The sequence below is a fragment of the Vibrio ichthyoenteri ATCC 700023 genome, from assembly GCF_000222605.1.
GTDB classification, from domain to species: Bacteria; Pseudomonadota; Gammaproteobacteria; order Enterobacterales; family Vibrionaceae; genus Vibrio; species Vibrio ichthyoenteri.
On the sequence record NZ_AFWF01000149.1, the window covers coordinates 18,501 to 39,959 of the forward strand.

The 21,459-nt window shown below is 43.5% G+C and carries 16 protein-coding genes; 8 read left to right on the plus strand and 8 right to left on the minus strand.

Features of this window, described 5'->3' with window-relative positions; translation table 11 throughout:
* Window positions 1-19 precede the first annotated feature (19 nt).
* From pepN to RH85_RS10840, 5 genes are all read right to left on the minus strand, one after another.
* Window positions 20-2,626, minus strand: coding sequence for an aminopeptidase N (gene pepN / locus RH85_RS10820; RefSeq protein ID WP_006712276.1), 2,607 nt, complete (start codon window positions 2,624-2,626; stop codon window positions 20-22).
* Between the two features lie 148 nt (window positions 2,627-2,774).
* Complete coding sequence (locus RH85_RS10825) at window positions 2,775-3,437, minus strand: hypothetical protein (RefSeq protein WP_006712277.1); 663 nt, start codon at window positions 3,435-3,437, stop codon at window positions 2,775-2,777.
* Window positions 3,438-3,571: 134 nt separating this feature from the next.
* The gene (prc, locus tag RH85_RS10830) at window positions 3,572-5,566 is read right to left on the minus strand and encodes a carboxy terminal-processing peptidase (protein WP_006712278.1); all 1,995 of its coding nucleotides are present in this window, start codon (window positions 5,564-5,566) and stop codon (window positions 3,572-3,574) included.
* A 17-nt stretch (window positions 5,567-5,583) separates the two neighbouring features.
* A complete protein-coding gene (gene proQ, locus RH85_RS10835; protein WP_006712279.1) occupies window positions 5,584-6,216 on the minus strand; it encodes an RNA chaperone ProQ in 633 nt (210 codons plus the stop codon).
* 101 nt (window positions 6,217-6,317) lie between these two features.
* Window positions 6,318-6,791 (minus strand): GAF domain-containing protein, encoded by a 474-nt coding sequence (locus RH85_RS10840; RefSeq protein WP_006712280.1) that lies wholly within the window; start codon window positions 6,789-6,791, stop codon window positions 6,318-6,320.
* A 99-nt stretch (window positions 6,792-6,890) separates the two neighbouring features.
* Between RH85_RS10840 and RH85_RS10845 the strand changes: the two genes are divergently transcribed.
* The 4 genes from RH85_RS10845 (at window position 6,891) to rsmF (ending at window position 14,205) form a co-directional block, all read left to right on the plus strand.
* Window positions 6,891-8,687, plus strand: a complete 1,797-nt coding sequence (locus tag RH85_RS10845; RefSeq protein WP_006712281.1) for an ABC transporter ATP-binding protein — start codon at window positions 6,891-6,893, stop codon at window positions 8,685-8,687.
* 30 nt (window positions 8,688-8,717) lie between these two features.
* Window positions 8,718-10,007, plus strand: a complete 1,290-nt coding sequence (locus RH85_RS10850) for a paraquat-inducible protein A (protein WP_006712282.1) — start codon at window positions 8,718-8,720, stop codon at window positions 10,005-10,007.
* Window positions 10,000-12,633 carry a PqiB family protein gene (locus tag RH85_RS10855; protein ID WP_006712283.1) on the plus strand — a complete coding sequence of 878 codons (2,634 nt, stop codon included), beginning with the start codon at window positions 10,000-10,002 and terminating at the stop codon, window positions 12,631-12,633. Before RH85_RS10850 ends, RH85_RS10855 begins: the two co-directional genes overlap by 8 nt.
* Before the next feature lie 150 nt (window positions 12,634-12,783).
* Window positions 12,784-14,205, plus strand: coding sequence for a 16S rRNA (cytosine(1407)-C(5))-methyltransferase RsmF (gene rsmF, locus RH85_RS10860; RefSeq protein ID WP_083824869.1), 1,422 nt, complete (start codon window positions 12,784-12,786; stop codon window positions 14,203-14,205).
* A 179-nt stretch (window positions 14,206-14,384) separates the two neighbouring features.
* Here rsmF and RH85_RS10865 read toward each other — a convergent pair whose 3' ends face one another.
* Window positions 14,385-15,218, minus strand: a complete 834-nt coding sequence (locus tag RH85_RS10865) for a CvfB family protein (protein ID WP_006712285.1) — start codon at window positions 15,216-15,218, stop codon at window positions 14,385-14,387.
* A gap of 100 nt (window positions 15,219-15,318) precedes the next feature.
* Here RH85_RS10865 and RH85_RS10870 point away from each other — a divergent pair, with 100 nt between their 5' ends.
* The gene (locus tag RH85_RS10870) at window positions 15,319-16,689 is read left to right on the plus strand and encodes a hypothetical protein (protein ID WP_006712286.1); all 1,371 of its coding nucleotides are present in this window, start codon (window positions 15,319-15,321) and stop codon (window positions 16,687-16,689) included.
* Here the strand turns inward: RH85_RS10870 and RH85_RS10875 are convergent.
* The gene (locus RH85_RS10875; protein WP_174269576.1) at window positions 16,686-17,180 is read right to left on the minus strand and encodes a DUF4442 domain-containing protein; all 495 of its coding nucleotides are present in this window, start codon (window positions 17,178-17,180) and stop codon (window positions 16,686-16,688) included. The two genes, RH85_RS10870 and RH85_RS10875, sit on opposite strands and share 4 nt — an antisense overlap.
* A 245-nt stretch (window positions 17,181-17,425) precedes the next feature.
* Between RH85_RS10875 and RH85_RS10880 the strand changes: the two genes are divergently transcribed.
* The gene (locus RH85_RS10880; RefSeq protein WP_006712288.1) at window positions 17,426-18,481 is read left to right on the plus strand and encodes a 3-deoxy-7-phosphoheptulonate synthase; all 1,056 of its coding nucleotides are present in this window, start codon (window positions 17,426-17,428) and stop codon (window positions 18,479-18,481) included.
* A gap of 21 nt (window positions 18,482-18,502) precedes the next feature.
* Window positions 18,503-18,988 carry a YajQ family cyclic di-GMP-binding protein gene (locus RH85_RS10885; protein WP_006712289.1) on the plus strand — a complete coding sequence of 162 codons (486 nt, stop codon included), beginning with the start codon at window positions 18,503-18,505 and terminating at the stop codon, window positions 18,986-18,988.
* Window positions 18,989-19,046: 58 nt separating this feature from the next.
* On the opposite strand, the gene RH85_RS10890 is transcribed toward RH85_RS10885, so the two are convergent.
* Window positions 19,047-19,982 carry a precorrin-2 dehydrogenase/sirohydrochlorin ferrochelatase family protein gene (locus tag RH85_RS10890; protein WP_006712290.1) on the minus strand — a complete coding sequence of 312 codons (936 nt, stop codon included), beginning with the start codon at window positions 19,980-19,982 and terminating at the stop codon, window positions 19,047-19,049.
* A 429-nt stretch (window positions 19,983-20,411) separates the two neighbouring features.
* Between RH85_RS10890 and RH85_RS10895 the strand changes: the two genes are divergently transcribed.
* Entirely contained in the window at window positions 20,412-21,440 is a 1,029-nt protein-coding gene (locus RH85_RS10895; RefSeq protein ID WP_006712291.1) for an amino acid ABC transporter substrate-binding protein, read from the plus strand.
* The last annotated feature ends 19 nt before the right edge of the window (window positions 21,441-21,459 follow it).

Consider the following 21,459-nt stretch of genomic DNA (forward strand, 5'->3'; position numbering starts at 1 on the left):
ATCAAAAACAGTACGGAATTTAAGCGTCGAGCGCTTTGCTCACCTTCTCAAACAAATCCTTGGCAAGATTATCCATCGCTTTGAGTTGTTCAAGCTCAGCGCGGATCATACGCTGTCTTTGCTGATCATATTTACCGAGTTTTAACAGCGGGTCAATCAATCGTGATGCAACTTGTGGATTGCTGCTATTCAACTCACGTAAAATCTCACCTGCGAACTGGTATCCAGAGCCATCTTTAGCATGGAAATGAACCGGGTTCATATTCAAAAATGAACCCACTAAACTGCGTGTACGATTTGGATTTTTCAAACTGAACGCTTCATGTTCCATCGTCTGCTTAATCGTATCAAGCACGTTATCTGCCGGATTGGTGCCTTGTAGCGCAAACCATTTATCCATGACCAAACCATCATGTTTCCATTTGGCACTGTAATCGGCCATTAAGGTTTCGCGACAAGCCAATTGCGCCGAGTTAGCCGCGCTCATCGCCGCCATGGTATCGGTCATGTTATTGGCATTCGCGTATTGCTGTTCAACCAAGCTGTTACCTTGCTCGGTCATTGCCAAATATGACAATGCCACATTACGTAATGCACGTTTGCCAATGGCTGCATGTTCAATCGTGTATTGAGCTTGAGCCAAACTACAGTAAATCGCGCTGAGTTCATCTTGCAGTTCGACCGCCAATTGTTGTTTAATTGCTTTCAGCACTTGTGCGATAGCATCTACATCAACGGTTTTATACCAACCTGATACTTCATTGTGGCTCGGTAGTGAAAGAACTTCGGCAATAAACGCAGGCTCTAACGTTTCGCTAAGTAATACGCCACGGAACGCATCAATCACACTCACTGGTAATTCAACTTCACCACCTTGTTGAACAACTTCCACGTTATGACGAATGTATTTTGCCAGCAGCATTTGCCCTGCATCCCAACGAGCAAACTCATTGCGTGAATGGACCATCAAGAACGTTAGTTCTTCATCGCTGTACTCATATTCCAATTTAACTGGCGCCGAAAACTCTCGCAGTAGTGATGGAATAGGTTTTTCCAATACATTTTCAAACACAAAGGTTTGTTTGTCTTGAGTTACATTCAATACATGATGCACTTTTTCACCGTTACAGCGTAACTCTATAACGTCACCTTGTGGCGTATATAACTCTATATCAAAAGGAATATGCAGTGCTTGCTTCTCTTTCTGATCTTGTGTCGCTTCCGTTGATTGTTCAATCGTTAACGCATAGGTTTTGGCTGATTGATCATACTGGCTAGAGACGCGAACCGTTGGCGTACCCGATTGACTGTACCACAGGCGGAATTGAGTCAGGTCAACACCCGTTGCATCTTCCATCGCTGAGACAAAGTCTTCACAGGTTGCGGCCGTACCATCGTGGCGCTCAAAGTAAAGCTTCATGCCTTTTTGGAATCCTTCTTCACCCAATAAGGTATGGTACATACGAATCACTTCGCTGCCCTTTTCATATACCGTTAAGGTGTAGAAGTTGTTCATCTCAATCACTTGCTCTGGGCGAATAGGATGAGACATTGGGCTCGCATCTTCAGCAAACTGTGGGCCGCGAATAATGCGCACATTACCAATACGGTTTACGGCGCGCGAGCCTAAATCTGATGAGAATTCTTGGTCACGGAAAACGGTTAAGCCTTCTTTCAAACTCAGTTGGAACCAATCACGGCATGTCACTCGGTTGCCTGTCCAGTTATGGAAGTACTCGTGGCCGATCACCGCTTCGATACCAAGATAATCGGTATCGGTTGCTGTTTGGTCGTTCGCTAAAACAAATTTCGAGTTGAAGACGTTTAAACCTTTGTTTTCCATCGCGCCCATGTTGAAGAAATCAACGGCAACTATCATATAGATATCAAGATCGTATTCGAGATTGAAACGTTCCTCATCCCACTTCATGGAATTGATCAGTGATAGCATCGCGTGATTTGCACGTTCTAAATTTCCCTTATCAACAAAAATTTCCAGCTCAACGTTACGGCCTGACTGAGTTTGGTATTGATCGCGCAATACATCAAAGTCACCCGCAACTAACGCAAATAAATAAGAAGGTTTAGGATGTGGATCTTGCCACTGTACCCAATGACGACCATTGTCCAATTCACCTTGTGCAAGGCGATTACCGTTGCTCAACAAATAAGGATAATTGGCTTTATCTGCAATGACTTTGGTGGTGTATTTTGCCAATACATCAGGACGATCAAGATAGAAAGTAATACGACGGAAACCTTCCGCTTCACATTGTGTACAGTATGCTCCGCCTGACTTATATAAACCTTCTAATAAAGTGTTCGCTTCGGGATTAACTTCAGTCACGATTTCTAAGCTAAATTCACTTGGTAGCTGGTGGATATGCAATCCATCTTCAACTTGTTCAAACTCGCTCCAAGGTTGGCCATTAACTTTTAAACTCTTTAATACCAGCGCATCGCCATCCAGCTCAAGAGTCGCACTCTCTTTTAATTGTTTTACTTGCGACACTGCCGTAACAATCGTTGCGGTATCATGCAGATCGAAAGTTAGATCAATATCGGTGATAGTATGAGATGGTGACTGATAGTCTTTGCGGTATTTGGCTTGAGGAATATGAGCCATAACTAAATCCTTCTAATGAATATTTTTGTTTAGTTAGCTTACAACTCTGAAAACAAAAAAACGGGCATTCTCTATAATTGCCTCGTTTTTTTACTAGTATCTTGGTGTCTTGCCAACAGAGTGTCTATTCGTTAGCCAATCTTTAGAGTTATCGGATTCGGTTCAATACTGCAAACATTTCACCTTCTTCGGTTTCAATCGTTAAGGTATCTTGATTGAGTTTATAACGCGTGTTGTGTTCACCATTCTCATACAACAATACCAGATGCTCTCCTTCGGTATAATACACACCTTGGTGAATAGCTTCATCGCCGTCTTTATTACTGACTTTAAACTGGAAAATAAAATCGGGTTGCAGCACTAAATCCATGCGGTTTACATCGTTCTCTTCTAAATCGTAGCCGGCAAGATGCTCACTCGACCACATTCCCGCGAGTGAATTAGACAAAGCTTTGGTGAAAACAACCCCATTAAGGTTGAGTAAATTGTGATTTCCCGAATATTGATACACCTGAGGTTGATCGGTATGAAGACCAAGAATAATAGTATCTTCGTTGGCGGTGTACATGCCTTCCCAATGCTCAATACTGTAGTCACGTTTTTGAATATCGATTTGGAAGTTGTACTCAGAGTCGAGTGTTAATTTTATGGCGAGAAAATTTTCTTGTGACTTTTCTGGATTTGGATTCACCAAATACCAATCACCAAGTAGAAAAGGATGATCAAAATAACTCAAGGCATCCGCATCTTTTGCAGGTGCACTCCAAACAGTAAGACTAAAACATGCTAGTAAAATCCCTATTAACTTCATATCGCTTCCCCTTACTTTTATTTTAAGCGTAGGTGCAACTGTTCGATAAAGCTAAGTTTTTTGATCTAGATCACGTTATTTATAGACACAAAAAAAGCGAGCTTAATGCTCGCTTTTGATATTAATACTGTTGATTATTGGATCATATCAACCATAATCGCGACAGATTCGTCTAAATATGCGTCTGGAGCTTCATAATCCTTCGGAATGTCATCCAACGTTTTATAAGGCTTTAAGCCAGCGGCAGCTTGGCGTTCATTAACACGAGTTAAACGCAAAGCATCGGCTTCATCACTGATTCGTTGACGCTCTTTCTTATTTAATGAAAGTGCATTGTCTTCTTTCTCAGCATTGTAGCGTTCAATATCTTGTGCAATAAAACCAAACTCTAGATCATTAGCGATACGAGCCTGGTGTTTGGTATCCAACGTTGCGATGATGCTTTCGTTACGCTGTAACTTTTCATAATTCGCTTTGTCGATACTATCCCAAGGCAATGCATTATCCTCTACGCTCTCACCTGTTTCTGCAGGGTCGATAGGTGTTGGATAGGCAATGTCTGGAACAACACCTTTATTTTGAGTACTGCCACCATCGATTCGGTAGAATTTCTGGATTGTGTACTGAACGTAGCCTAATTCTTTATCGAACAAATCATAGATATGGTTAAGTGAGCGGTGTTGCTGGACGGTACCCTTACCAAACGAGTTTTCCCCAACCACGATACCACGACCATAATCTTGCATTGCCGCCGCAAAAATCTCTGATGCTGAAGCGCTATAGCGGTTAACCAAAACCATTAATGGTCCTTGGTAGCTGATCACATCATCCGTATCATTATTGACACTAACTCGACCATAACTATCACGCACTTGAACCACCGGGCCACTGGTAATAAACAAACCAGATAATGCCGTTGCTTCTGTTAGTGCACCACCACCATTATTGCGCAGATCGACAATGATACCGTCAACCTTCTTCGCCTTCAGATCCACAAGTAACTTGTCAGTATCTTTAGCAAGGCCGACGTAGAAACTTGGTACTTCTAACACACCAATTTTCTTTCCGTCCTGCTCAATAATCTCAGATTTAACAGCGCGATCTTCTAGGCGAACTTTATCTCGAACAATAGAGATGATTTGGCTCTTAGCATCTTTACCTTCCGGTAAGACTTCCAGCTTAACCGTTGTGCCTTTTGGCCCTTTGATTAACTGAACAACGTCATCAAGACGCCAACCGATCACATCAACCATATCTTCACCGTCTTGTCCGACGCTAACGATACGATCGCCTTCACCAATTTGTTTACTTTTTGCCGCTGGACCACCAGCCACTAAAGAACGAATAATGGTGTAGTCATCCGTCATCTGCAGTACCGCACCTATCCCTTCAAGAGATAAGTTCATCTCTTGTTGAAACTGGTCTGCATTGCGAGGTGATAAATAACTGGTGTGTGGATCAACTTCACGAGCGAATGCATTCATGTAGATCTGAAATGCATCTTCGTTGTGAGTTTGGCTAAGGCGTTTCAACGCATTGTTGTAGCGTTTGCCTAAAACCTCTTTAATCTCATCCCAACTTTTCCCTGTTAACTTCAGGTTTAAAGCATCGTACTTAACACGCTTACGCCACAACTCATCAAGCTCAGCCGTCGATTTAGGCCACATGGCTTCACTACGATCAAGTTCAATCGATTCATCGACATCAAAATCCATCTCTTTATCAAGCAACGACAAAGCGTAGTCAAAACGCTCATAACGGCGCTTGATCGATTGATTGTATATATCGAAGGCAATCTGATTGTCACCAGATTTCAGTTGATCATCGAGAGATTTATCCCAAGCAGAGAATTTATCAATATCCGCTTGAGTAAAGATGTTCTTGTTGTAGTCGAGCAATTCTAAGTAACGATCAAAGATCTCTTGCGAGAATTCATCGTTAAGAGTGAAATGTTTGTAATGAGAGCGTGTAAATCGAGACGTTACCCGTTTACTTGCCGTCTTATGCTGAGCTTCAGGCACAAGAACAGGTAAATCGGTCATCTCGATATTCGCTTCGAGAGCAGCTGCTGGATTAGCTGCTAGCAATAAGCTAGCAGCAATCAGAGAAATATTTAAACGGCATTTCATGCGTAGGAGACTCTCCTTTATGCGCGAAGGTGCTCCGCTTTCACAACCATTTGCAGGCCGTTAGACAGTTGAACTCGCACATCTTCCTTATTGATTTCAACGATAGTCGCTGCCATGTTTCCTTTGCCCATGTTCACGTTTACATCATTACCAACGCGTACTTCGTCAGCATTTAGTGCACGTGTTTCTACAGGTGCTTGAGCTTTTGGCGCTTTATTCGCTTGTGGGCGACGAGCTTGCTGAGGCTTCTTGCCTGCAGGTTTTGCTTTCGCTTTAGCTTCTTCACGAGCTTTTTGCGCTTGCTCTTTCTTACGAGCTTGCACTTTTGCTTTGCTTTCAGCTAACGCTGCTTTAGCGTGTTCAACGTGCTCTTCGTCTAGCTCACCACAAGGGTTACCGTCTAGGTCAACGCGTACTGCACCTGGTTTAGCACCGTGCAGGTAACGCCATGATGAAGTGTACTGTCTTAACGCTGCGCGAAGCTGAGTTTTACTTACTTTCGGGTCATCAGATAGACGATCCGCAAGATCTTGAAAAATACCAATTTTGAGTGGTTTTGCTTCACCTTCTAAAGTAAAGCACTTAGGGAAACATTCAGCAACGTATGCAATGATTTCTTTGCTGTTTTTTAACTTTTCAGTGTTTTCCATGTGGGTTCCTGGTTCATGCGGACGTTCCGCGAGCATCATTAAGATAAATATTTCAGGTATTATAGTGACCTGAAAGCGAAAAACCACACTCTAACGCTAATTTATGCCTTGATAGCGTGTGAATTGAGCAGGTTTTCTACTTCAGCCATCAAAAATGTCAAACCTTGCTCGTCTTCTTCGCTGAATCGACCAATATTTGGACTATCGATATCTAAAACTCCGGCTATTTTACCATTAATTGAGAAAGGAATCACAATCTCTGAGTTACTTGCGGCATCACAAGCGATGTGTCCTGCAAATTCATGGACATCATAAACACGTTGAACCGTATTTGTTGCCGCTGCCGTCCCACACACTCCTTTACCTAAAGGAATGCGCACACAAGCCGGTTTTCCTTGAAACGGACCTAGGACCAATTCGCCTTCTTCCATTAAGTAAAAGCCGACCCAATTTAGGTCAATCAATTCCATATTGAGTAAAGCACTCAAATTCGACAAATTCGCAATAAAATTGCTTTCTGATTCTAATAATGCCAACGCTTGTTTGGTCAGTCGCTGGTAATGTTCTATTTTCATATTATCTACCAAGAGGATTTTCCATTTGAAAACATGAGACTTCTACTTCGATTCTACGTACAATTGATTTAACTCTTAATAATAAGCATTATCACTTAAATGACCGCAGAAGCTAACACTATTAGCCGTTCTTGGCTGATAACTCAAGTAAAAAAGAACAAGTCAAAACTGCTTGTTGCGAACCTTATCGCCATTATCGCCACTCTGATCAGTGTACCTATCCCACTACTAATGCCTTTAATGGTCGACGAAGTGCTACTTAAGCAACCGGGCGAAGGTTTGGCACTGATGAATTCGGTTCTGCCCGCCTCTATTCAAACCCCAACGGGTTACATCTTTTTTACCCTGTTTCTCATTGTCCTTATGCGCAGTGCTGGACAAGCGTTGAATATTTTACAAAGTCGACAGTTCACTCTGGTGTCTAAAACGATTACTTACCAAATGCGCAGTAAGATGATCGATAAGCTTGGGCGGATCAGCATTCGTCAATACGAGACCCAAGGCAGTGGAGGCATCAACGCCCACTTGGTGACTGACATTGAAACCATCGATCTCTTCATTGGTTCAACGCTCAGTAAATTCATCATTAGTTTATTGACGGTGCTTGGTACAGCAGGTGTATTGCTATGGTTAGATTGGCGCCTTGGTTTGTTTATTTTGCTGGTCAATCCGATTGTGATTTACTTCTCACGCAAATTAGGTAGCAAAGTTAAACACCTTAAAAAGCGTGAGAACCAGTCATTTGAACAATTTCAAAATCGCTTGGTGGAAACCTTAGATGGAATCTATCAACTTCGCGCGGCAAACAAAGAACGTGAATTTCTAACTGAGCTTAAGTTGCAAGCCAATCAAGTGCGCTTAGATTCTGATAAATATGCATGGCAATCTGAAGCTGCGGGACGCGTCTCCTTTCTTCTATTCCTGTTAGGTTTTGAACTCTTTCGTGCCGTTGCAATGTTAATGGTGCTATTTAGTGATTTAACCATTGGTCAGATCTTCGCCGTGTTTGGCTATTTATGGTTTATGTTAGGCCCTGTTCAAGAACTCCTTGGTATCCAGTTCTCTTGGTACAGCGCGAAAGCAGCATTAGGCCGTATTAATACTCTGTTGCAGTTAGAAGAAGAATACCGACCTATTAGCAAAATCAACCCATTCGTTGAGGGGCAAGAAGTCGATGTCTCTATAGAAGAGGTTACCTTCTCCTATAATGAAGAGACAAAAGTACTAAATAATTTGTCGCTACATATCCCAGCGGGGAAAAAAGTGGCATTAGTGGGAGCAAGTGGCGGAGGTAAATCGACACTTATCCAGTTGCTTATCGGGGTCTATCGTCAGGACTCAGGGCATATTAAATTTAACCATCAAACGACCGATGACATAAGTTTTGATGTAATTCGTGATCAAATTGCCGTGGTTTTACAGCAACCTATACTATTTAATGACAGCTTAAGGCATAATCTGACGCTTGGTGGTCATTACAGTGATACCCAACTTTGGCAGGCGCTTGAAATCGCTCAAATGCAAGATGTGATCTCACAGCTCAGCCAAGGACTTGATACTCAAGTAGGTCGAAATGGTATACGTTTGTCCGGTGGTCAACGTCAACGTTTAGCTATCGCACGTATGGTGCTGAGCGATCCTAAATTCGTCATTCTTGATGAAGCCACATCGGCATTAGATACCGCCACTGAAGCGGCATTACACCGAGCTTTAACAGAATTTTTGAGTGGCCGCACAACCTTAATTGTTGCGCACCGCTTATCCGCAGTAAAACAAGCAGACCTCATCTACGTACTGGAAGATGGGCAAGTGACTCAGTTTGGGACGCATGGAGAGTTAGTTGAACAACAAGGCTTATATCAAACCCTTTATGGCGCAATACAGTCTCACGGCTAATCGTATCGTTTTCTTGTTATGGGGGCTCGAATGAGCCCTATCGCCCATCAATGCTCGCCAAACAAAGTGCGACTATGTCAAGGTTGTGAACTGCCTGTCGATGTGGTCAACGTAAAACTTGGCAAAAGCGCTTACTGCCCTCGCTGCAATACTCAACTGTATCGCGGCGGGCAACCATCGCTATCTGGCAACTTAGCCGTTGCGGTCACTTGTTTACTGCTATTTATACCGTCGCATTTTTTTAATTTCATTAGCATTCGTCTTTTTGGACAAATGATCCCAGCTACGCTGCCATCCGGCGTTTTTTCCCTGTTTAATGAAGGTTTCATTTTTCTTTCTCTGCTGGTGTTCTTCTGTAGCTCAATAGCCCCCTTATTGGTGTGTGGCTCTGTCGCTCTCGCTCATAGCGCACTCAAGTTACACCATTTCAAGTTATTGAAATATTCCCTTTGGCTTATCCAACACTTAAAGCATTGGGTAATGATTGATGTATTCTTGATTAGTGTGGCTATCTCTTGTTTCAAACTGCAAGATTACTCAGATATTTTCGTTGGTCCGGGCCTTTATGGTCTGATCTTATTGCAGCTTTTCACCGTGCTGCTGATTAGCCGCGTCAGTATCAGACGTTATTGGGAAGCTTACCAACAAGAAGCCAGCTATACGTTTGAGCACAAAGACATACATTGCTCCAACTGCCATCTTTCTCAACCAGACAACCGCGTCTGTATTCGTTGTGAAAGCCCACTCCATCATCGCAAGCCCAATTCACTGCAGAAGACTGCCGCTTATCTATTGGCTGCGTCGATAGTCATTTTCCCGGCGAATTTAATGCCAATTTCTGTGCTGCTGACTAACGGTAAACGCCTAGAAGACACTATCTTTTCGGGTGTGGCAGCGTTGATTAAGAATGGTATGACCGGGATCGCTGCGATTATTTTTATCGCTAGTATTGTCGTGCCAGTGGCGAAAATTCTTAGCCTCACTTATATCCTGCTCGCGATTAAATTTAAGCGGCAAATTTTTCATCGTCAACGAATGATGATTTACTTCGTGGTGAAATGGATTGGTAAATGGTCAATGATGGATTTGTTTGTTATTTCTATCATGATGACCTTAGTTGACCGAGGCCAAATACTTGATTTTACACCGGGTTATGGCGCTGTCGCTTTCGGTTTCGTTGTGGTATTAACCATGCTAGCCGCAGAGAGCTTCGACCCGAGATTTATATGGGACAATTATCGCGAACGGGCTCCTAAACAGACCTCTCGCGATAATTCTTTGCAAAACAAGCCTAAACAACAAGAGTCTTTGAATGAGTAATTCTACGTCTTCGCAAACTTCTTATTCTCCCGATGTGAAGCGCAATAAGGGGATTTCTCCCCTATGGATTTTGCCGATTATCACCATGTTGCTTGCCGGATGGTTGGTCTTTAAAGCTATCCACGATGCCGGGCAGAAGGTGAAAATCCACTTCTCTGACGCTCAAGGGCTGATTGCAGGGAGAACCACGGTGCGCTATCAAGGCTTGGAAGTGGGCATGGTGCGATCGATCAATTTAAGTGATGATTTACAAAGCATTTACGTAGAAGCTGACATTTATCCGGAAGCCACCAAACTACTCACTGATAAAACTCGATTTTGGATGGTAAAACCAACGGCCACGCTATCGGGCATTTCCGGCCTCGATGCTTTGGTATCAGGTAACTACATTGCCATTCAGCCCAGTGATGAAAAAGGTAAATTCAAGACCGATTTTGTTGCGTTAGAGGGGCCTCCTGCTGACCTTTTTGCCAGTGAAGGTTTAAATATTAAACTTAAATCTCGCGACTTAGGCGGCATTTCGGTTGGCTCACAAATTCTTTACCGTAAAATTCCTATCGGTGAAGTCTATGCGTATCAACTCGACCAAGAAAACAAGAACGTTATCATTCAAGCCTCAATCAAAGACGAATACCGCTCTATCATTACTGATGAAAGCCGCTTTTGGAACGTGAGTGGTATTGGCGCCAGTATCGGTTTCTCTGGCGTAGATGTTCGCTTAGAAAGTTTAGCTGCATTAATTGGTGGATCGATTGCCGTTGATTCACCCGATCGTGGCGAAGCCGTGAAAAACAATCAAGAATTTAGGCTCTATCCCGATCTAAAAACCGCAGGCCGAGGCATACCCATCAACATCGTACTGCCCGATGACAATAAAATCAGCCCATCGGGAGCACCAATCATGTACCGCGGACTTGAAGTTGGCCAGATCACCGACTTGCAACTCGACAAAGACCGCGAACAAATTGTTGCCGCTGCCGCTATTCAACCGGCATTCATTGATATGCTCACCGATGGTAGTCGTTTTATTCTCGAAGAAGCAGAAGTATCGCTCACTGGCGTTGAAAACTTAGGGAATTTGGTTAAAGGTAATTTCCTGACTATCGTGCCAGGAGAAGGCCTAAAAGCGCGTGAATTTACCGCCATTCGTAAAAATGAGTTTAATAAACAACAAGCAAAATCGGTGGCGATTCAACTTATTGCGGAAAACTCTTTTGGTTTGGATCAGGGCGCAAATGTTCTTTATCGTGGTATCGCAGTTGGCGAAGTAACCAGAGTCCAACTCGATCAAGAACTAGTGCGATTTGATGTATTGGTTGATAAACGTTACGAAAAACTGATCAAAACTCAGAATCGATTTTTTGTCACTGGTAGCGCTAGCGCGGAACTGACCGAATCTGGTCTCAATATCACCGTGCCACCAGCAAAACAATTACTGGCGGGTTCGATTAGTTTTGTCAGCGAAGGACAACAAAAAGCCAATGGTGAATACAAGCTGTATCAAAACCGTTCGTTAGCGGAATTAGCTAAGTACAATTTATCTGGCTCACATAAGATGGTTTTGGTCGCCGATGAATTACCAGCGGTTTCCAAAGGAAGCCCACTCCTCTACCGAAACCTGCAGGTCGGTAGTGTCTCTAATTTTGAACTCAACAATGACCATGTACGTGTCACGGTCAGCATTGAGAACCAATACAAACATTTGTTGACGTCACAAACCGTATTCTGGAATCGTTCTGGTATCGAAGTCGACGCCAGTTTAGCCGGCGTAAGCATCAAAGCAGATCCAATCAAAACCTTAATTAAAGGTGGGATTGCCTTTGATTCTTTGCCTGGCGTTGAGAACCGTCATGATGAACAGTGGCTACTCTACAAAGATTTTAAGAGCGCTCGTAAATCAGGGTTTGCGATTACGCTTAACGCTCCGGGTAACAGCAATGTAAAAGTCGGCACCGCCATCAAATATAACAGCATCAAGGTAGGTGAAGTGGTTGATGTCGTTCCTGACTTCAACCGAGATGATGTTATTTTGAAAGCACGCATACTGCCGGAATATGCCTCGCAAGTTGCCCGTCAAGGCGCCTATTTTTGGTTACCGCAAGCTGAACTTGGGTTAGCCGGTGTCAAAAACCTTGAGAGTATTCTTAGTCAATCGATTAACGTCGTTGTGGGTAATGGCGTTCAAGCAGAACAATTCGAACTGCATGAAAAACCACAATCTATTGATGGTGTAAGCTTTACTCTACAAAGCGAGACTCGCGGTTCTGTGACCGAAGGAACCCCAGTCCTTTATCGCGAAATGGAGGTTGGGCATGTGGTCAAGGTAGCGCTGGGTGAATTCGCCGATCGCGTCGTCACCACAATCACTATTGACGCGAAATACGCCTATCTTGTGCGTCAAAACAGCGTATTTTGGAATACGTCCGGAGTGGATGTCTCTATCGGGATCACGGGAGCAAATATCAAGGCCGGTACATTTGATAGCTTGGTTCGAGGAGGCATTACCTTCGCAACCCCAGAACAAAAGCAGCTACAAGCGATTGCGCAAGAAGGCCAAGCGTTCTATCTCTATCCCGTACCGGAGGATGGTTGGAAACAATGGCGCACCGCTATCCCGAAACCATGATCAAATCAATCTAAACGATTAAAACGCAGCCGACGCTGCGTTTTTTTTCATCACTACTCCATCAATTCAAGCTTGAACTCTTGCTCATGCTCGCGCAGGCATAGGGTACAGGTTATAATCCCACTAATTATTACCCGTCGAGATAGAACATTGCATCAGAACGTATATCTTCCTGAAGAGTTTCTTAACGAGATGGCCGCGATCCTTCCAAGCCATCTGACTATGGATGACTTTGTCGCAGCCTGCCAACGCCCATTACGCAAAAGCGTTCGAGTAAACACCTTAAAACTCTCTGTTGATGAATTTAAGCAACGTGCAGCAAGCAAAGGTTGGCAGTTATTTCCAGTGCCATGGTGCCATGAAGGTTTCTGGATCGAAGCAGATGAATCACTCGTCCCGCTTGGAAATACCGCTGAACACATGACGGGGCTATTCTACATTCAAGAAGCGAGCTCGATGATGCCCGTTTCCGCGCTGTTTAAGGGCGACTCTAATTATGATGCGGTACTCGATATGGCCGCGGCGCCAGGCTCAAAAACGACGCAAGTCGCAGCCTGCATGAAAAATGATGGCGTTCTAATCGCGAACGAGTTTTCAGCAAGTCGAGTTAAAGTATTGCACGCCAACATCGAGCGATGTGGGGTAAGAAATACGGCCTTGAGCAACTATGATGGCCGAGTTTTTGGTGGTTGGCTACCAGAACATTTTGATGCAGTTTTGCTTGACGCACCTTGCTCTGGCGAAGGCACAGTGCGCAAAGATGCCGATGCGATGAAAAACTGGAACAAAGCCTCGGTCATTTCAATTGCCGAAACACAAAAAGATCTAATTGAGAGTGCTTTCCACGCACTTAAACCGGGCGGTGTGATGGTGTATTCAACCTGCACGCTAAGCGTTGAAGAAAACCAGCAAGTCTGTCATCACCTTAAAGAGACATTTGGGGATTTAGTCGCGTTTGATAGCTTAAAAGATCTGTTTCCTGAGGCAGAAAAAGCGCTCACGGATGAAGGGTTCTTGCACATTTTCCCTCAAGTTTACGATTGTGAAGGCTTCTTTGTTGCTCGAATTCGCAAACTGGGTTCTGCTACCGCGCCACAAGTCAAAAAACGTCTTGGTAAATTTCCTTTTACTAAAGCCAATGTCAAAATCCAGCAAGAGATTGCTGAGCAGTTACGCGATGCACTGAATATTGATTTACCAGTGCAAAGTCAGGTTTGGTTACGTGATAACGATGTATGGCTATTCCCTACCGCTCTAGAACCTATGCTGAGCGAATTTAAATTCTCACGCATGGGGATTAAAATAGCAGAAGCGCATAAGAAAGGTTACCGTTGGCAACACCAAGTAGCGACGACGCTCGCATCGGGCAATGAAACCAATAGCGTAGCACTTTCGATTGACGATGCGCGTGAATGGTTTATGGGCCGCGATGTTAGACCGGACGTACAACCAGGTAAAGGTGAAGTCATTGTGACTTACGCTAACGATGTGATTGGCCTAGGAAAATGGGTTGGCAACAGAGTGAAAAACGGCCTACCTCGCGAACTCGTCAGAGATAAAAACCTATTCTAGAAGGGATGAAGTTAGTTGCAAATTCTAGTGACTACTAGCTAAAGCAATACAATGCACTACAATTAAATGTATCAATAGAGATTTTAAACAGTTAGCACAGGCTCATAAAAGAGCCCTTCCCCTAGGCCCGGATCAGGATAAGATCTGGGCCTTATTTTAGGGCGCTGTAAACGAAAGGTTTAGCTCAGGCGAATACCTTCTTTTTCAATCGTAATCTTGCCTTGTTTGTAAAGTCCACCAATCGTCTTCTTAAAAGTGCCTTTACTGGTACGAAACGCAGCAAAAATCTCTTCCGGAGTCGATTTGTCGTTTAACGGCAAAAAGCCTTGTTTCTTTTCAAGCAGCTCGATAATACGTGTGCTTAAATCATCCATTTTAGCCACGCCGATTTTTTGTAAAGACAAATCAACTTTGCCATCCGCTCGAACCGCTTTAACGTAGCCTTTAAGCTCCTTACCAACAAACAGTTTACCGAATACATCAGAGCTGAAAATCATGCCCCAGTGTTCGCCATTGACAATCGCTTTGTAACCTAGCTCACTGCGCTCAGCAATCAAAAGGTCAACCTGCTGATTTGATTCGTAGTTTGCCGGTGTTTTGTCCAACCACTTGTTGAATTTAGTGGTGCCCACAATACGGCCAGAGGCTTTATCTGTGTATACATACACTAAGATTGACTGACCTTCTGTCAAGCGGCCACGCTGCTCGCTGTAAGGGATTAAAAGATCTTTATCTTTTACGCCCCAGCTTGCAAATGCACCGGTGCTGTTGACACCTTGGATTTTCATCAAGCCCCATTGCCCTACTTGAGCAATCGGTGTTTCTGTGGTTGCCGCGATATGGTTATCAGAATCAAAATACAAGAATGCATCAATAAACTGACCTACTTCAATTCCTTCCGGCGCTAAGCGATTCGGTAGCATAGTGGTGCCGTACTCACCTGCATCTAGAAATACACCAAACTCTGCTTTTTTGACAACTTCTAGGTGGTTTATTTGACCTACATTAATCATCGTATTTTTTCTCTGTAACACTTAATTTGGGGCGATTATAGCGAAACTCTGATATGCTTGCGCCAGATAATTAGAACTTTTTTCCTTTCGGAGCTTTCTCTTGATTACCGTTGATAAGCTAGACGGCATCACCCTCAAGATTTCCCACTCGATGGCGTCCAGCAAGAAGGCCGATCTTGACCTCTATTTTTTCGTCCCTGGCGAGTTAGGACTCAGTCCTGACGTATTGAAAGAAACCGAATTCTACTACGAATCGATCGTCCAAAAACGCGCTTATTATAGTGATAAGACACTATTGCCTTTGGTTCATAGCCGCTTGGCAAAGCGTGGTAGACTCTCTTCCACTCAATACCGCGTCAGTTTAAGTTTGTTCGCCTATCAATATGTTATAGCGCTCGATAAAGCGGTTAATGAATTGAATAAGCACGATCGAGAATCGGTGACGGATGAAGAAATCGATGCGGTTATCGAATTGGCGATCGATATACTAAAGAAACTGCGTCGCGCCATTCCTTATGAAGAAAACTTAAAGCGTTACTACGCCAATATTGATAACTATCTCTCTTGGTATACCGAGCAAAAGTTTCTCTCTTTGGTTGCGCATATGTCTCGTGATGGTGAATACAAAACGCTGAAAGAGCGTTTGATTATTATTGTTGAAAAAGAGAAAGCGCACCGCAAACTCAACAACTATAATTCCGCCACCACACGTGACGACGTCACGCGAATGAGCAATAAAATGCGTCTATTGCGACGTCTCATCGAGCACCCTATCGTTCTTAAAGAACGTACTATGTCGCTTGGTAAGAACATGAAGCGCATGGTGAAAGGTATTGCGACTGGTTTTGTAATGGTGTTCGTGACAACCACCGCGATCATGGCTCGTGATTACTGGGGAGAAATTACTGCTTCTTTCATTATCGCAATGTCGTTTGTCTACGCGTTACGCGAAATATTCAAAGATGACTTGCGCGACGTACTTTGGCGTTGGTTCCGCAAAGGCAAACCAAAGTGGCGACGTCGTTATATTGACCCGACCACCAATAAAACCGTTGGTCAAAAGACGGAGTGGCTGGATTATACCCAGTTAGCCAAACTCCCTGATCGCATTCAATTCGTACGTAAAAAACGTACAGCCCAACGTGAAGAGCAAATTTTGCATTATCGCTCCCATGTTGAAATGGCGACATCTAAATTCATGAGTGGTTACGAGGAAACTCGCGAGTCAATGATGATCAGCATGCGCCCTCTTACCCGTTTAATGGATAAAGGCTCAAATAAGGTTTATCTACTCAATAATGGGCAAGTAAGTCGAGAATCGGTTGAAAAGCGTCACCTGATTAACTTAATCGCACGTGAAAATCGCTACGATGGGAAACCACGTTATTACCGCTGGAAGATTATCATGAATCGTTCAAAAATCGTCGCGATTGAAAAAATCGATGTCGACCCGAATATTCCACTGCCTTAGTTATGATGCTTTTTTATCGAGCTCTTTTTGATCGATAGCGTCAATTGAAATATCGCCATTGGCTCATCACCATGCAGTGTTGGGCAAGTGGCGGTAATCGTAACGGGTCGATTAATGCGCTCTCCACTCACAATGGCTTGTTCTAGCATTTCATCAATCAGCGCACCATCTTGGCAAGTAAACACCACATCCGCTTCTGGTCGTTTGATAAACTCTGCTTGTACCGCTTTAAATGCCAATGATATACGCTCTCCACGAGCTTGACTCTTACTCATCGCCATAAAACCACCAGCAACATCAGCCCCAACCGCCAGTACGCCAAAGTACATACTATTTAAGTGGTTTTTATTGCGCTTTTTAAGTGGGATCACAACCTCCACTTTGTTTTGGTCCAAATGGATGATTTTGGGTCGGCAGTACCAAATCAGTGGCACCTTAAATAATCCAAACATTCTCAGATACAAATTGGCTTTGCGCAATGGCGTCAGAATTTGGCTCATAGTTACTGGTCTGATCTGTTTTCAATATTAACCATTAAATGCCAACAGCAAACAAAGTCAACATTGCATTAACAATTATGAGACTTACTACCGCCTAAAGGTTACATTGTCACCCCGTGACGGTTACTTTATTTACTTAGGAATAAGTTAAAGCCTAAGAATTTGTATAATAGGTTTATTCCTTATTGCGTTTCCGTTATCTTTACCGCTTCGTAATAAAAAGAATAGGCTGTGGTATGCCACTTAAAACTGACGAACTAAGAACCCAACCATTGGGACCAATGCCAGCTCCGGTAGAGCTGAGTAACGCTTACCCAATCACGGACGACGTTGCAGATCGCATAGCTCATTCTCGCCGCCAAATTGAACGTATTCTCAACGGCCAAGACAAGCAGCGCCTGCTTGTTATTGTTGGTCCATGCTCCGTTCATGACACCGAAGCGGCGCTTGATTACGCTAATCGATTAGCTGCAATTCAAGAACAATACAAAGATGAACTCTTTGTTGTTATGCGCACGTATTTTGAAAAACCACGTACTGTTGTAGGTTGGAAAGGTCTCATTACCGATCCTAATCTTGATGGGTCATATGCGTTAGAGACAGGCTTACACAAAGCACGTAAACTATTACTCGATATCAATAAACTGGGTTTAGCAACTGCGACTGAGTTTCTTGATATGGTAACAGGGCAATACATTTCAGATTTGATCACTTGGGGTGCCATTGGCGCTCGTACTACAGAGTCACAAATCCACCGTGAAATGGCGTCAGCGCTATCTTGTCCTGTCGGCTTCAAAAATGGCACAAACGGTAATATCAAAATTGCTATTGATGCTATTCGCGCTTCAAAAGCGTCGCACTATTTCTATTCACCAGATAAAAATGGCCGCATGACGGTTTACCGCACCAGTGGCAACCCATTTGGCCACGTCATTTTACGTGGTGGTGAGCAAGGTACGAACTTTGATGCAAAATCCATCGAAGCGGCCTGCAAACAGTTAGAAGAATTCGATTTACCACAACGACTTGTGGTAGATTTCAGCCATGCAAACTGCCAGAAAGAACATCGTAAACAAATCGATGTCGCTAAAGACATCTGCGAACAAATCAAATCTGGTAGCACTTTCATTGCCGGTATTATGGCAGAAAGTTTTATTGTTGAAGGCAACCAACCAATGGACGATCTGACTGCCCTTACCTACGGTCAGTCTATTACAGATCCATGCTTAAGTTGGGAAGATACAGCGAACATGTTGGAACTATTGGCGAACGCAGTAAAAGCGCGCCCATAAATTTACTTAGAGGACATCTACATGCCATCTTTTGATATTGTTTCTGAGATTGACACCGTTGAATTACGTAATGCGGTAGACAACGCATCACGAGAGCTAACGACTCGCTTTGATTTTAGAAACGTTGATGCTGAATTTGAGCTACAAAAAGATGAAACAGTAAAACTGAGTGCTGATGGTGATTTTCAGCTTAAGCAAATGCGCGAAATGCTTCGCGGTCACCTTGCTAAACGTGGTATTGATGCGGGCGCTTTAGAATCAAAAGAGCCTGAAGCGACAGGTCGTCGTTGGCATCAAATTATCGTCTTCAAGCAAGGTATCGACACACCAACAGCAAAAAAAGTGGTGAAGTCTCTGAAAGACGCCAAGTTGAAAGTACAAGCGTCTATCCAAGGCGAAAAAGTACGTGTAACTGGCAAAAAGCGTGACGATCTGCAAACCGCTATTGCACACATCCGTGGCGCAGAACTTGGTCAACCGTTCCAATTTGAGAACTTCCGCGACTAAGCTAGCCGTAGGCTTAAGTTAAAAGTCATAAAAAACCCGCCTATTGGCGGGTTTTCTTTTATTGACTGGCTAATTTCAAATGCAGGGCTTGCTTTATCAACAAACTAAATCTAGTTGAAGCTTGTGGAATAAGAACGACCACGCGTTGCTGATCTTGCTGTGCTTTGGCCAACATGGGCGATAGCGCGACTTCACTGTCAAACATCACCCGCTCTGCATCACGTCGAACTGAGTCAACAAAAACAAACGGACAATCTTGCGCATACAGAACCAATTCAGCTTGCTGCATCAAACGCAGAGCTTTAAGAGACAGCAACTCAACATCATCACCAAATTCAATCCAAGAAACCTGACCTACATCTGTTACGGGTTGATCTATCAACTTTCGATAACATAGCTCCAACGCTTGGTAAGAGGTCGCCACCTCAACTTCCGGTAGGTCAAAGAAACGCTCCCAAAATTTTCGTCTTGATTCAACATCCGGTAAGGCCTGCTTAATATCATTGCGTTTAGACGCGGCAAAATCTGCTTGGACATTCAAATTCTGCGGTAATTGTGCTTCGAGCTTCTGACGAATGTTTCGCACCAATACTGGCGATGCCCCGCCACTAGAAATCGCAACTTGAATTCGGCCACGATTGATCATCGAAGGAGTAATGAAATCACAATACGGCTGATCATCAACCACGTTGACTAATAGACCTAATTGCTTAGCGTCATAATGAACTTGATGATTAAGAGTCGGATTGTCCGTGGTAGCCCAGACTTGGACATAACGAGAACTTAGCTGATCTTTCGAATAGAAATTTTGAATCCAATGACATTCATTCTGCGCGACTAAGTTCTTTAGATAGCCATCAATCGCTGGTGACACAATCGTTACCATCGCACCAGCTCGTACCAAACTATCTACTTTACGGCAGGCAACTTCACCACCACCCACAACCAGTACGGGTTTTGCTTTCAAATCTAAAAAAATTGGAAAATACTGCATCGGACTCCCTGACACTAAAATGTTGAACGCTCTCGTCTTCTATAAGCCAGCAATATGTCTAAATAAGCAGATAGAGTGAGTTCACATCGCACAATTTAATCTAAATCGAATCTATCATACTGATTTTACACTGCAACTGCGAGTTAGACGCAAAACACCCAACAACTTCAGTCAAATTATACTTAAGTATAATTTACATAAATCTAACATATGGCCATGATGATAGATGTCTTAGTTTGTGATTTTAGTCAAAATACTATTTAAATTATACATTTGAGAATCATCAGATCCTTACCTAGGCTTATAACTGGTCGATTTGATATGTTGTGAAATTTTACAATCATCAGTAAGACTGTTAACAATACATGACGTTTTTTACGTTGTTTCAGGCATTGCCTGATTAACATGGAACATACAGGAAGTATAAACATGGCTAAAAAACTAACCCTTCTTGCTTCAGTCGCAGTTGCATCTACCGCCCTACTGTCAACTCAAGCACTTGCAGCAGATAGCACACTTGATAAAGTTAAAAAGCAAGGATTTCTCACTTGCGGTGTAAGTACTGGTCTTCCGGGCTTTTCAAACCCTAACTCTAAAGGCGAATGGGAAGGTATTGATGTTGAATACTGCCAAGCACTTGCCGCCGCGGTTTTGGGTGATAAAACCAAAGTTAAATATGTACCATTAACGGCAAAAGAACGTTTTACCGCTCTTCAGTCAGGTGAAATCGACGTTCTATCTCGTAATACAACCTGGACTCTACACCGAGACACTTCGCTAGGCCTCAATTTTGTTGGCGTGAACTACTATGATGGTCAAGGCTTCATGGTCAAAAAAGACCTTGGGGTTACCAGTGCCAAAGAACTTGATGGTGCAGCGGTTTGTGTTCAATCAGGGACAACGACAGAGCTGAACCTTGCGGACTACTTCCGTAACAATGGTATGAGCTACAACCCAGTAGTATTTGATACCGCAGCTCAGACCTCTAAAGGTTTTGATGCGGGACGTTGTGACGTCCTAACTACAGACCAATCTGGTCTATATGCACTGCGCCTCAATTTGGCTGACCCAAGTTCTGCCGTGGTACTGCCTGACATTATCTCTAAAGAGCCTCTTGGCCCTGTCGTTCGTCAAGGCGATGATAAATGGTTTAACGTATCTAAATGGACGCTAAATACCATGATCAACGCAGAAGAGTACGGTATTTCCTCTGAAAACGCTGACGAAATGCTTAAATCGTCTGATCCAAACATTAAACGTATCTTAGGCGTTGATGGACCTAAAGGTAAAGGTCTTGGCTTGAACGATGACTGGGGATACCAAATCATCAAGCAAGTGGGTAACTATGGCGAAAGCTTTGAGCGTTCTGTAGGTGAAGACTCGCCACTGCAAATCTCTCGTGGTGTTAACGCACTATGGAATGCCGGTGGTTTCATGTACGCGCCACCAATCCGATAGTCACTATAACGATAACTAT